Here is a 12,038-nt window from a genome sequence, read left to right on the forward strand (position 1 = left end):
TGTCGGATCGGAACGGCTTCTGACGTCCTTTGGGTCTGATCACCGAAGGAGGATGCGATGGCGTATGTCGACGGCTTTGTCCTGGCCGTGCCGAAAGACCGGCTGGAGGACTACAAGGCCATGGCCCGTCTGGGCGGCACGGTCTGGAAGGAGCACGGGGCGCTGGCCTATGTCGAGACCATCGGCGAGGACACGCCCTATGGTGAGCTGACCTCGTTTCCGCGCGCCGTCCAGGCCAAGGACGACGAGATCGTGATCTTCTCGTGGATCGTCTACCCGTCGCGGGAACGTCGTGACGAGATCAACGCCAAGGTCATGGCCGACCCGCGCCTGGACAGCGACCCGTCGAACATGCCGTTCGACGCCAAGCGCATGATCTTCGGCGGCTTCGAGACGTTTCTCGAACTCTGAGGCCTGCCTGCGGATCGAACGGCCAAGCTGGGCGTTCCACCGCGGCAAGCGGGAGGAACCCATGAGTCTCGACAGCCTGATGATCCGCAGCGCCAACCTGCTGGGCGCGCCTTTGAAGGACGCCGCCGGCAAGAAGATCGGCGTCATCCGCGAGGTGTTCTTCGAGCGCGACACCGGCCAGGCGCGGTTCGTGGTGCTGGAGTTCGGGGGCCTGTTCGGGTCGAGCGGCAAGTTCCACCCGATCCCTTGGCGCGCCCTGCGTTACGACGAAGCCTCCGACAGCTACCAGACGGACCTGGCCAAGGACCTGCTGAAGAACAGTCCGGCCTACGACCGCGACCAGCTCTCCGACACCGCCTATAGCTGGAGCGAGCAGGCCGAGCGCTACTTCCGCACCGACCCGGTCTGATCTTTACGACTCCCTTATGCGCCGCCCCCCAGTCCCGTCTCGAAACCTGACGGCGTGCGGCGCGATCCTCCAGACCTGACCGCACAGGATCTGGAGAATAAACTTGGCGGACCTGATCTTCCTCGCGTTGGGGGCGGGCGCGTTCGCGCTCTTCGCCGCCTTCGCGCATGCCCTGCGGCGGATCTGACATGGCTGTCGATCTGCTCTGGGCCGCCGGCGCCATCGCCATAGGCGCCTACATGCTGGCCGCGCTGCTGCGGCCGGACCGCTTCTGACGGAACCTTCAAATGACTTGGCAAGGATGGGCGGAGATCGCCCTGACGCTGGCCGCAGCCGTCGCGCTCGGCTGGCCGCTTGGCGTCTACATGTCCCGCGTCTGGAACGGGGAGCGGACCTGGCTGGATCCGGTCATGCGCCCGCTCGAGCGGGGCTTCTACGCCGCCTGTGGGGTCGATCCGAACCGCAGCCAGGGCTGGTTCTCCTACGCGGCCGCCCTGCTGGCCTTCAACGCCACGGGTTTTTTGCTGGTCTACGCGATCCTGCGCCTGCAGGGCGGCCTGCCGCTGAACCCGCAGGGTTTCGACGGAGTCTCGCCGCACCTGGCCTTCAACACCGCGGTCAGCTTCGTCACCAATACGAACTGGCAGTCCTACGGCGGCGAAACGACCATGTCGCAGTTCAGCCAGATGGCCGCCCTGACGGTGCAGAACTTCGTCTCGGCCGCCACCGGCGCAGCGGTGGCGGCAGCCCTGGCCCGCGCCTTCCTCGCCCATCGCGGCGATGGCGTCGGCAACTTTTGGGCCGATCTGGTGCGCACCACCCTCTATGTGCTGCTGCCCTGCGCCCTGGTCCTCGCCGTGACTCTGGTCGCGCTGGGCGTGCCTCAGACCCTGGTCGCCTCGGCCCAGGCCACCACGCTCGAGGGCGGGGAGCAGAAGATCTCGCTCTTCGCCGTAGCCAGCCAGTTGGCCATCAAGCAGCTCGGCATCAACGGCGGCGGGATTTTCAACGTCAATTCGGCCCACCCGCTGGAGAACCCGACCCCGCTGACCAACTTCCTGACCGCGGTGTCGATCAACGTGCTCGGCTGGGCCGCCTTCTTCGCCTTCGGCCGCACGGCCAAGGCCGGCAAGGACGTCCGCGCCCTGGTGCTGGCGGCCGCGGTGCTGCTTAGCGCGGGCGCCGCAGGGATCTATGCGGCCGAGACGCAAAGCCCGCCGGCCCTGGTCGCGGCCCACGTCGACGCCAGCCAGAACATGGAGGGCAAGGAGGTCCGCTTCGGCGCGGCCGCCTCCGCCGCCTGGACGGCCCAGACCACCGGCGCCTCCAACGGCTCGGTCAACAGCATGATCGGCAGCTACATGCCGCTCGGCGGCGGGATCGCGATGTTCCTGATGATGCTGGGCGAGATCCTGCCGGGCGGCATCGGCTCGGGCGTCGCGGTCATGGTGGTCATGGCCCTGCTGGCGGTGTTCGTCGCCGGCCTGATGGTCGGGCGCACGCCCGAGTACCTGGGCAAGAAGGTCGAGGCCAAGGAGATCAAGCTGGCCATGCTGGCCCTGCTGGTCATCCCGTTCTCGATGCTGGGCTTCTCGGGCGTGGCAGCCGTCTTCCCGGAGGCGCTGAAGGGCCTGCTCAACCGCGGCCCGCACGGCCTGTCCGAGATCCTCTACGCCTACGTCTCTACCACCGCCAACAACGGCTCGGCCTTCGCCGGCCTGACCGCCAACGCCCCCTGGTGGAATACGACGCTGGGCCTGGCCATGCTGATGGGCCGGTTCGTCCCGATCGTCGCGGTCCTGGCCATCGCCGGCGGCCTGGTCGGCAAACCCAAGCTTGCCCCGACGGTCGGCGCCATGCCCACCCATACCGGCCAGTTCGTCGCCCTGCTGATCGGCATCATCCTCATCCTGGGCGGCCTGCAGTTCTTCCCGGCCCTCGCCCTCGGCCCGATCGTCGAGCATTTCCAGATGCTCGCCGGCGTCAGCCGCTAATCGCTCAAGGCGTCTGAAATGACCGCTTCCTATGCTCCGCAAGGCGAAGGCCGCCGCAAGGCCTCGACCCTGGCGACCAGCCTCTCCCCCGCCATGCTCGGCCGCGCCGCCCGCGATGCGATGGTCAAGCTCGACCCGCGCAAGCTGACCGGCAACCCGGTGATCTTCGCCACCTGGATCGTCGCCCTGCTGGCGACCGTCTCGGCCGGCGCCGAGATCGCCCGCGGCGGCGACTTCGGCTTCGAGGTTCAGATCGCCCTATGGCTATGGGCGACCGTGCTCTTCGCCAACCTGGCCGAGAGCGTCGCCGAGGGCCGCGGCAAGGCGGCCGCAGACTCCCTGCGCGCCGCCCGCGTGACCACCAAGGCCAAGCTGATCATCGACCCCGCGACCGGCACGATCCTCCCCACCCCGGCCCATAAGCTCGGTGTCGGCGAGGTGGTGCTGGTCGAAGCCGGCGACGTGATCCCCGCCGACGGCGAGATCATAGAAGGCGTCGCCTCGGTCAACGAGGCCGCCATCACCGGCGAATCCGCCCCGGTGATCCGCGAGAGCGGCGGCGACCGCTCGGCCGTCACCGGCGGCACCACCGTCGTCTCCGACTGGATCAAGGTGCGCATCACGTCCGAGGCCGGCCAGACCTTCCTCGACCGGATGATCGCCATGGTCGAGGGCGCCGACCGCCGCAAGACGCCCAACGAGATCGCGCTCGCCGTCCTGCTGGCTGGCCTGACGCTGGTGTTCCTGATCGCCGTCGTCACCCTGCTGGGCCTGGGCAAGTACTCCGGCGTCGCGCTGCCGCCGATGGTGCTGGGGGCCCTCTTCATCACCCTGATCCCGACGACTATCGGCGGCCTGCTCTCGGCCGTCGGCATCGCCGGCATGGACCGCCTGCTGAAGGTCAACGTGCTGGCGACTTCGGGCCGGGCCGTGGAGGCCGCCGGCGACGTCGACACCCTGCTGCTCGACAAGACCGGCACCATCACCTTCGGCAACCGCATGGCCACCGAGGTCATCGCCGCCCCCGGCGTGCGCGAGGACGCGGCCCTGCGCGCCACCCTCATGGCTTCGCTGGGCGACGAGACGCCGGAAGGCCGCTCCATCGTCGACCTGATCCGCGCGCAGGGCGTCGAGGCCGAAGCCCCCGAGGGCGGGGTCATCATCCCGTTCAGCGCTGTGACCCGCCAGTCCGGGCTGGACGTCGGCGGCCGCTCGTGGCGCAAGGGCGCGGTCGACGCGATGATCCGCAGCCTGGACCTGGCCCCGCACCAGGTCCCGCCCGAGTTGACCGCGGCCGTCGACCGCATCGCCCGCTCGGGCGGCACGCCGCTGGCGGTCAGCGAGGACGGCGCCCTGGTCGGCGTCATCCACCTGAAGGACGTCGTGAAGCCCAATGTGAAGGAGCGGTTCGCCGACCTGCGCCGCATGGGTCTGCGCACGGTGATGATCACCGGCGACAACCCGGTCACCGCCGCGGCCATCGCCTCCGAGGCTGGGGTCGACGACTTTCTCGCCGAGGCCACCCCCGAGGACAAGCTGCGGCTGATCCGCGAGGAACAGGCCAAGGGCCGGCTGGTGGCCATGTGCGGCGACGGCGCCAACGACGCGCCCGCCCTCGCCCAATCCGACGTCGGCGTGGCCATGCAGACCGGCGCCCAGGCCGCCCGCGAGGCCGGCAACATGGTCGACCTGGACTCAGACCCGACCAAGGTCATCGAGATCGTCGAGGTCGGGAAGCAGATGCTGATCACCCGCGGCGCCCTGACCACCTTTTCGATCGCCAACGACGTGGCCAAATACTTCGCGATCATACCGGCCATGTTCGTCGCCGGCCTGCCCGCCCTCGGCGCGCTGAACGTCATGGGCCTCTCCAGCCCGGAGAGCGCCATCCTGTCGGCGGTGATCTTCAACGCCCTGATCATCGTGGCGCTCATCCCGCTGGCCTTGCGGGGCGTCCGCTACCAGGCCATCGGCGCCGGCAAGCTGCTGTCGCGCAACCTGCTGATCTACGGCCTGGGCGGCCTGGTCGCGCCGTTCGTGGGCATCAAGCTGATCGACCTCGCGATCTCCGGCCTGGGGCTCGCCTGATGCTGCTGCGTGAAGCCCTCGTCTCGCTCGGCCTCGTCGCCATCCTCTTCGCCTGCGCCTTCCTTGGCCAGGCCATCTAGGACCTCGAAAGCCATGCTTTCTCTCATCCGCCCCGCCGTCGTCTCGATGGCCCTGTTCACCCTCCTGCTGGGGCTGGCCTATCCCCTCGGCGTCACCGGCGTCGCGCAGGCGGCCTTCTCCCGTCAGGCGGACGGCAGTCTCGTCGCCCAGAATGGCAAGGTGGTTGGGTCGCAGTTGGTCGGCCAGGCCTTCGCCCGCCCCCAATATCTCCACCCGCGCCCCTCGGCGGCCGGGGCGAACGGTTACGACGCCTCGGCCTCCTCCGGCTCGAACCTCGGCCCCCTCAACGAGGATTTGGCCAAGCGGGTCAAGGAGAGCGCCGACGCCCTCCGCGCAGAGGGCGTCGGCGGAACCATCCCCGCCGATGCGGTGACCGCTTCCGGTTCCGGCCTCGACCCGCACATCTCGCCGCAATACGCCGACCTCCAGGCGGAGCGTATCGCCAAGGCCCGCGGCGTCGATCCGGGCCAGATCCGGGCCCTGATCGCCGCCCATGTCGAGGGCCGCACCTTCGGCGTCCTCGGCCAGCCGCGGGTCAACGTGCTGATGACCAACCTGGCGCTCGACGCGCGCTATCCGCTGGCCAAGGCCGGCTCATGACACGGGCGCCGGACTGAACAGCGCATGCATCTGATCGAGGCATTCGGGCCCATAGCCGACGGCGCCGACCGGCACGGCGCCGTCGATCGCCTCGATGACGCGCGCCGTCCAGGTCGGCCCGAAGCCGCCACACAGCTCGATGAGCTGCACGCCCTCGGCGACCAGGCCTCGCGCCGCCTCGACGACATGTTCGGGCTGCCCGACGCCGCAAGTGATCATAAGGAAGTCGGGGCTTTCCATCCGCATGACGTTCTGGCGTCCGCAGAGGCCTGCGCCAACCACGATGAAGCCGAACCGGGAAAGGGCCATGGGAATTCTCCTGTCACGCCCCCGAGGGATCGGAAGCATCCTGGAGTGCTTGTCCCGCACAATTTCAGTCCCATCCAACACCATATTGGAATAGATTGCGTCCCAATGGGTCTCAATCTGTCGCTGCAGCAGCTCCGCTACTTCACGGCCGTCGCCCGGCGCCAGCATATCGGCGCGGCCGCGCGCGACCTGAACATGACGCAGTCGCCGCTCAGCCGGCAGATCGCCGCCATCGAGGCCGAGCTCGGCTCACCCCTCTTCCTGCGCGTCGGCCGGCGCGTGCGCCTGCTGCCGGCCGGCCAGGCCCTGCTGGAGGAGGCCGAGCGCCTGTTAAGCGCCTTCGAGCGCTTCGAGGGCAAGGCCCGCGCCATCGCGTCCGGTGACGGCGGCGTGCTGCGCATCGGCTATGTCGCCGCGGCCCTGCACGCCGCGCCCCTGCCCGAGGCCCTGGCCCACATCGCCGCGGCCGCGCCTGATCTTGAGATCCGCCTGAGGCCCATGCGCTCCCACGAGCAGTTCCAGGCGCTGGAGGCGGCCGCGATCGACGTCGCGATCGCCCATGGCCCGCCGCCCGAGGGCCTGGCCCATGGCCATCGCTTCCATGTCGAGCCCTTCCGCCTGATCGGGCCGGCCGTGTGGCTGGAGGTCGCGGCCGAGCGATGGGACAGCCTGTCGGAGCGGCCGTTCATCGGCCTGCCTGCCGACGCCTTTCCGCTGGCCCGCGCCGTCCTGGCTGCGGGATGCGAGCGCGCAGGCTTCCGCATGCAGGTGCGGCACGAGGCCGAGGACGTGCTCGCTGCCTTGGCCATGGCCCGCGCGGGCCTCGGCCTCGCCATCGTCCAGGAAAGCCTGGCCGGCGGCGTCGCGTCCGTGGCCCTGCCGGCCAGCTTCGAGCCGCGCGTCGAGCTTTGGGCCGCCGCACGCCAGGACGGCGGCGCGGCGGGCCGGCGCCTGCTGAACGCGCTGATCGCGCCGACGGACAAGGACGCCGCGCCATGAACCCCGACGAACCGCGCCGTCCCGATCCAGACGCCCTGCTCGCGGCCACCCAGTCCGGTCGCGGCCGGCTGAAGGTGTTCCTCGGCATGTCGCCGGGGGTAGGCAAGACGTTCGAGATGCTCCGCGCCGCTCGCCGCCGCAAGGCGGAGGGCGGCGACGTCGTGGTCGGCGTGGTCGAGACCCATGGCCGGCGCGAAACCCAGGCCTTGCTGCGCGGGCTGGAGGTCATGGCTCGCAAGCCCATCGACTATCGCGACCGCACGCTGCTGGAATTCGACCTCGACACAGCCCTCGCGCGCAGGCCCGCCCTGCTGCTGGTCGACGAATACGCCCATTCCAACGCCCCGGGCTCGCGCCACTCCAAGCGCTGGCAAGACGTCGAGGAGTTGCTGGCGGCGGGGATCGACGTCTGGACCACCCTCAACGTCCAGCATCTGGAGAGCCTGCGCGAGGTGGTCTGGAAGATCACCGGCGTGCGCCAGCGCGAGACCGTGCCCGACAGCGCCCTCTCCCGCGCCGACGAAATCGAGCTTATCGACATCACCCCCTCCGAGCTGCGCGAGCGCATGGCCGAGGGCAAGGTCTATGTCGGGGACACCGCGCGCCTCGCCGCCGAGCGCTTCTTCAAGCCCGAGAACCTGACCGCCTTGCGTGAGCTGGCGCTGCGCCGCGCCGCCCAGACCGTGGACGACCAGTTGATGGGAGCCATGAAGCGCGCCGGCGTCGAGGGCCCCTGGGCGGCGGGCGAGCGGATTCTGGTGCTGGTGGCGCCCGACGCCTCGGCCGGCGCCCTGGTGCGGACCGGGCGACGGCTGTCGGACATGATGATGGACGCGCCATGGACCGTCGCCCATGTCGAGCGTCCGAACGCCCCGGCCGCGCCCGCGGCGGGCCAGGCGCGGCTGAACGAGGCGCTGAAACTGGCGGAACAGCTCGGCGGCGCCACGGTGGTGCTGACCGGCGACGATCTGGTCGAAAGCGTGCTCGACTTCGCCCGCCGCAACAATGTCACCCAGATCGTGGTCGGCAAGTCGGCCAGGCCTCGGCGGAACCCCTTGCGCCGCTCTCTCATCCGCGCGCTCCTGGACGAAGCCCGAGGGGCGGCGCTGCATGTGGTGACCGAGGAAGCCGAGGCCGATCCCCCCGCGCCGAGACGCCGGGCTTCGCTCGCGTCGTGGCCCTGGACCGGCCACCTGGGCGCGATCGGCCTGGTGGTCGTCGCCGCCCTGCTCGCCAACTTCACCTTCAGCATCGCCGAGACCGCGAACCTGGCGATGATCTTCATGCTGAGCGTGCTGGTCAGCGGCCTTGCCTTCGGCCTCTGGCCCGCGCTCACCGCTGCGGCGCTCAGCGCCTTCATCTACAACTTCTTCTTCCTGGAGCCGCGCCTGACGGTGCGCATCGGTCATCCGGCCGACGTGCTGACCTTCGCGGTCTTCTTCGCTGTCGCCGTCACCACCGGCTGGCTTACCGGCCGCATCCGCGATCAGTCGCGGGCGGTCTCGCAGCGAGCCTCGGCGGTCTCGGCCCTGCTGGCCGCGAGCCGCCGGCTCTCCTCCGCCGCCAAGCAGGATACGGCCGCCCAGGCCCTGGCCGAACAACTCGCCGCCGCAACCAACGGCGCGGCCGTGGTGCTGACGCCCGAGCGAGAGGACATCGTGCTGACCGCCGCCTCCCCGCCCCTGGAGGCGCTGGCCGCGGCCGACATCGCCGCCGCCCGCTGGGCCTGGGAGCGCGGCGAGCCGGCCGGAGCCGGCACCGGCACCCTGCCCAACGCCGCCTGGACTTTCCGGCCGCTGCAAGGGGTGAAGGCTCGCGCCGGCGTCGCCGGGGTCGAGCCCAAGGCCCTGGCCGTCGAGGATTCCGAGCGCTTCGTCGCCGCCCTGCTCGACCAGGGCGCCTTGGCGCTGGAGCGCGCGGAGTTCGCCGCCCAAGCCGCCGACGCCGAGGCTTTGCGTCGCACAGACCGCCTGCGCGGCGCCCTGCTCAACTCGGTCAGCCACGACCTGCGCACGCCGCTGTCGACGGTGCTCGGCTCGGTCACCACCCTGATCGACTACGGCAAGTCTCTGAAGCCGGCCGTTCAGCGCGACCTGCTGCAGTCCATCCGTGAGGAGGCCGAGCGGCTGAACCGCTACGTCGGCGACCTGTTGGACATGACCCGCATCGAGGGCGGCGCCCTGGTCACCCGGCGCGAATGGGTCGATATCCGCGACGTGCTGCGCGCGGCGGTCGAACGCGTGAAGCGCCGGCTGGACAGCCGCACCGTGACACGCGACTTCCCGGCCCAGCTGTCCATGGTCAAGGCCGATCCCTCGCTGCTGGAGCAGGCTCTGGTGAACATCCTCGAGAACGCGGTCGCCTACAGCCCCGACGGCACGGCCATCGAAGTCGCCGCCTATGAGGATCGCGGCAACGTGGTGATTTCCATCGAAGACGAGGGCCGCGGCATCCCCACCGAGGAGTTGGAGCGCGTGTTCGAGAAGTTTCGGCGGATGGAGGAAGCCACCGACCGCGGCAAGGGAGCCGGCCTGGGCCTGGCAATCTCCAAGGGCTTCGTCGAGGCCATGGGCGGGCGCATCGCCGCCGCTAGCCCGATCCACGACGGTCGCGGCACCCGTATCCTGATCAGCCTGCCCAAGGAAACGCCCATGCCTGGACACATGCTGTGACCCTGCTTCGCCAAGGCTTCGCAGGGCGGGCGCTGCTTGCTGGAGGACTTGTCCTCCCAGCTCCGCCAGGAGCGTAGGAGGATGAGCAAGCCCCGTATCCTGGTCATCGACGACGAGCCGCAGATCCACCGGTTCCTGCAACCGGCGCTGGAGGCGGCGGGCTACGAGCCAATCCGCGCCGAGACCGCCGCCGATGGCCTGAAGGAGATCGCTCGCAGGGCGCCCGACGCCGTAGTGCTCGACCTCGGCCTGCCCGACTTCGACGGCAAGGAGGCCATCGCCAAGGCGCGCGCCTTCTACGATGGGCCGATCATCGTGCTGTCGGCGCGCGACAAGGAGACCGAGAAGATCGACACCCTCGACCTCGGCGCCGACGATTACGTTGAAAAGCCGTTCGGGGTCGGCGAACTGCTCGCGCGGCTGCGCGTGGCGCTGCGCCACACGCTGCGCACGCGCGGCGCAGAGCCGCTCGTGCAAGCCGGCGACCTGACCATCGACCTCGTGAAGCGGCTGGTCACCCGCAGCGGCCAGCCAATCCGGCTGTCGCCCAAGGAGTACGACTTGCTGGCCCAGCTGGTGGAAGGCGGCGGGAAGGTCGTAACGCACCGCCAGCTGCTGACGGCGGTCTGGGGCCCGGCCCACGTGGAGGACGTACAGTACCTTCGGGTCTTCATCGCCCAGCTCCGCCAGAAGGTGGAGCCGGACGCCTCCGCACCGAGCCTGATCGTGACCGAGCCCGGGGTCGGCTATCGCTGGCTGGGGTGAGGCCGCGCCTCGCGGTTCATCGGCGGCTGGTGTTCTTCGATGACGTCTTCCTGTTCGGCCACACGCACGGCGCTGCGGACGTTCAGACGCGTCAGCACGTCGGCGTCCTCGCCATAAACGTCGCGCGCCTGCGCAAGCTGGTCGCGCCAGGCCAGCCGAGCCAGGCTGTCGGTCTCGCCGGCATAGAGGATGTTCACGCCCTTACCTGCCGGCTTGCAGATGATGTAGTTGGCGCCGGCAGGCGGCAGGATCCGATCCTCCTCGAGCGCCTGATAACGGTAGAGATTTCCGGACTTGCCGACGATTTCGATCTGACGGGCCAACGCACGCTCCCGACTGGGTTGGTAGACGTTCCGAAGGCGGACAAGCCGCGCTCGCGCCCCCTGTAAGGCCCGCGACTTGGGCGAAAAGGAGGCCGCAATGTGCGACCAGACATCATCTTGCCTTCATCGGCGAATGGCGCCGCAAAATCTCGGAACAACCTTCGCCATAAGGCGTTAGGCGTCTTGCGACCGCTCTGCTAGGTTGTCGGTCGAGGCGTTTCGAGTCACGCGAACGCCGTCAGTTTGAGGCATCGACGCGAGTACATGGATCGTCCCGCCGACTTCAGCCTGGAAGAGACGCCCGAGGGCCGCACCGCGGTCTTGTCGGGCGACTGGACGGCGACGGCGACCGAGGCCGGCGACATCGCCCGGCGCCTGGTCGACGCCGGGGCGGGGGGCGGCCTGGGCAATGTCGACCTGACGGGCGTACGACGGATGGACACCGCCGGCGCCTACGCCGTGTTGCTGGCGATGGGCGAGCGCACCGGCGAAGAGCACATCAAGGCCCGCGCCGAGACGCGGCGCCTGCTCGAACTGGTCAAGACCGCCGCAGACCAGAAGCAGACCAAACGCCGAGAGCCGCGCGGCTTCTACGAGCTGATGATCCGCATCGGCCGCGGCGTGTTCGACCTGGGCGCCGAAATCTTCGAGACCATGGTGTTCGTGGGCCACCTGCTGGTGGTCATCGGGCGCACCATCGCCAATCCCACCCGCATCCGCTGGGCGGCTTGTACCTCGCTGGCCGAGCGCGCCGGCCTGGACGCCATTCCGATTGTGACCATCACCTCGTTCTTTATCGGGGCGGTCGTCGGCCTGCTGGGCGCCAACATGCTTCGCCAATTCGGGGCCGAGGTGTTCGCCGTCGAACTGATCGGCATCGCGGTCCTGCGCGAGTTCAACATCCTGATCACTGCGATCCTGCTGGCGGGCCGCTCGGCCTCGGCCTTCGCCGCGGAGATCGGATCGATGAAGATGAACCAGGAAATCGACGCCATGAAGGTCATGGGCGTCGATCCGTTCGAGGCCCTGGTCTTCCCGCGCTTTGCCGCCCTGCTGACGATCATTCCGCTGCTGACCTTCGTGGCCACCTTGGCCGGGCTGATCGGCGGCATGCTGGTGACCTGGACCGTGCTCGATCTCGGCCCAGCCTTCTTCCTTCAGCGCATCCTCGACAACGTCGGCGCGACGCACTTCTGGATCGGGCTGTCCAAGGCGCCGGTGATGGCCGCGGTCGTCGCCGGCATCGGCTGCCGCCAGGGCATGGAGGTCGGGGGCGACGTCGAATCGCTGGGTCGCCGCGTCACCTCCGCCGTGGTGCAGGCGATCTTCGCGATCATCCTGATCGATGCGGCCTTCGCGCTGCTCTACATGAAGATGGGGATCTAGG

General features: G+C 69.4%; 12 protein-coding genes. 10 read left to right on the plus strand and 2 right to left on the minus strand.

Going from position 1 to position 12,038, the window contains the following annotated elements:
- Window positions 1–57: 57 nt before the first annotated feature.
- From ACE3T2_RS13400 to kdpC, 6 genes are all read left to right on the plus strand, one after another.
- Window positions 58–411 (plus strand): DUF1428 domain-containing protein, encoded by a 354-nt coding sequence (locus tag ACE3T2_RS13400; protein ID WP_374658150.1) that lies wholly within the window; start codon window positions 58–60, stop codon window positions 409–411.
- Between the two features lie 61 nt (window positions 412–472).
- A complete protein-coding gene (locus ACE3T2_RS13405) occupies window positions 473–820 on the plus strand; it encodes a PRC-barrel domain-containing protein (protein ID WP_374658152.1) in 348 nt (115 codons plus the stop codon).
- Window positions 821–987: 167 nt separating this feature from the next.
- Window positions 988–1,095, plus strand: a complete 108-nt coding sequence (locus ACE3T2_RS13410) for a potassium-transporting ATPase subunit F (protein WP_374658154.1) — start codon at window positions 988–990, stop codon at window positions 1,093–1,095.
- Between the two features lie 12 nt (window positions 1,096–1,107).
- Window positions 1,108–2,814, plus strand: coding sequence for a potassium-transporting ATPase subunit KdpA (gene kdpA / locus ACE3T2_RS13415; protein WP_374658156.1), 1,707 nt, complete (start codon window positions 1,108–1,110; stop codon window positions 2,812–2,814).
- A gap of 18 nt (window positions 2,815–2,832) precedes the next feature.
- Window positions 2,833–4,902, plus strand: a complete 2,070-nt coding sequence (gene kdpB / locus ACE3T2_RS13420; protein WP_374658158.1) for a potassium-transporting ATPase subunit KdpB — start codon at window positions 2,833–2,835, stop codon at window positions 4,900–4,902.
- Between the two features lie 93 nt (window positions 4,903–4,995).
- A complete protein-coding gene (kdpC, locus tag ACE3T2_RS13425) occupies window positions 4,996–5,583 on the plus strand; it encodes a potassium-transporting ATPase subunit KdpC (RefSeq protein WP_374658160.1) in 588 nt (195 codons plus the stop codon).
- Here the strand turns inward: kdpC and ACE3T2_RS13430 are convergent.
- Window positions 5,578–5,892, minus strand: a complete 315-nt coding sequence (locus ACE3T2_RS13430; protein WP_374658162.1) for a DUF6506 family protein — start codon at window positions 5,890–5,892, stop codon at window positions 5,578–5,580. The two genes, kdpC and ACE3T2_RS13430, sit on opposite strands and share 6 nt — an antisense overlap.
- A gap of 105 nt (window positions 5,893–5,997) precedes the next feature.
- Between ACE3T2_RS13430 and ACE3T2_RS13435 the strand changes: the two genes are divergently transcribed.
- From ACE3T2_RS13435 to ACE3T2_RS13445, 3 genes are all read left to right on the plus strand, one after another.
- Window positions 5,998–6,891 carry a LysR family transcriptional regulator gene (locus tag ACE3T2_RS13435; RefSeq protein ID WP_374658164.1) on the plus strand — a complete coding sequence of 298 codons (894 nt, stop codon included), beginning with the start codon at window positions 5,998–6,000 and terminating at the stop codon, window positions 6,889–6,891.
- Window positions 6,888–9,563 carry a DUF4118 domain-containing protein gene (locus ACE3T2_RS13440; protein WP_374658166.1) on the plus strand — a complete coding sequence of 892 codons (2,676 nt, stop codon included), beginning with the start codon at window positions 6,888–6,890 and terminating at the stop codon, window positions 9,561–9,563. Before ACE3T2_RS13435 ends, ACE3T2_RS13440 begins: the two co-directional genes overlap by 4 nt.
- 81 nt (window positions 9,564–9,644) lie before the next feature.
- Entirely contained in the window at window positions 9,645–10,328 is a 684-nt protein-coding gene (locus ACE3T2_RS13445; RefSeq protein ID WP_374658168.1) for a response regulator, read from the plus strand.
- On the opposite strand, the gene ACE3T2_RS13450 is transcribed toward ACE3T2_RS13445, so the two are convergent.
- Window positions 10,310–10,651, minus strand: a complete 342-nt coding sequence (locus ACE3T2_RS13450) for a hypothetical protein (protein ID WP_374658170.1) — start codon at window positions 10,649–10,651, stop codon at window positions 10,310–10,312. The two genes, ACE3T2_RS13445 and ACE3T2_RS13450, sit on opposite strands and share 19 nt — an antisense overlap.
- Before the next feature lie 264 nt (window positions 10,652–10,915).
- Here ACE3T2_RS13450 and ACE3T2_RS13455 point away from each other — a divergent pair, with 264 nt between their 5' ends.
- Window positions 10,916–12,037, plus strand: coding sequence for an ABC transporter permease (locus tag ACE3T2_RS13455; RefSeq protein WP_374658172.1), 1,122 nt, complete (start codon window positions 10,916–10,918; stop codon window positions 12,035–12,037).
- Window position 12,038 lies beyond the last annotated feature (1 nt).

This window comes from Phenylobacterium sp., assembly GCF_041919955.1.
GTDB lineage: Bacteria > Pseudomonadota > Alphaproteobacteria > Caulobacterales > Caulobacteraceae > Phenylobacterium.

Excerpts from the sequence above, each read along its gene's own strand:
- ACE3T2_RS13405 (WP_374658152.1), top strand. The coding sequence starts at position 473 with ATGAGTCTCGACAGCCTGATGATCCGCAGCGCCAACCTGCTGGGCGCG.
- ACE3T2_RS13410 (WP_374658154.1), top strand. The coding sequence starts at position 988 with ATGCCCTGCGGCGGATCTGACATGGCTGTCGATCTGCTCTGGGCCGCC.
- ACE3T2_RS13455 (WP_374658172.1), top strand. The coding sequence starts at position 10,916 with ATGGATCGTCCCGCCGACTTCAGCCTGGAAGAGACGCCCGAGGGCCGC.
- ACE3T2_RS13430 (WP_374658162.1), bottom strand. The coding sequence starts at position 5,892 with ATGGCCCTTTCCCGGTTCGGCTTCATCGTGGTTGGCGCAGGCCTCTGC.
- kdpA (WP_374658156.1), top strand. The coding sequence starts at position 1,108 with ATGACTTGGCAAGGATGGGCGGAGATCGCCCTGACGCTGGCCGCAGCC.
- kdpC (WP_374658160.1), top strand. The coding sequence starts at position 4,996 with ATGCTTTCTCTCATCCGCCCCGCCGTCGTCTCGATGGCCCTGTTCACC.
- ACE3T2_RS13400 (WP_374658150.1), top strand. The coding sequence starts at position 58 with ATGGCGTATGTCGACGGCTTTGTCCTGGCCGTGCCGAAAGACCGGCTG.
- kdpB (WP_374658158.1), top strand. The coding sequence starts at position 2,833 with ATGACCGCTTCCTATGCTCCGCAAGGCGAAGGCCGCCGCAAGGCCTCG.
- ACE3T2_RS13435 (WP_374658164.1), top strand. The coding sequence starts at position 5,998 with ATGGGTCTCAATCTGTCGCTGCAGCAGCTCCGCTACTTCACGGCCGTC.
- ACE3T2_RS13440 (WP_374658166.1), top strand. The coding sequence starts at position 6,888 with ATGAACCCCGACGAACCGCGCCGTCCCGATCCAGACGCCCTGCTCGCG.
- ACE3T2_RS13445 (WP_374658168.1), top strand. The coding sequence starts at position 9,645 with ATGAGCAAGCCCCGTATCCTGGTCATCGACGACGAGCCGCAGATCCAC.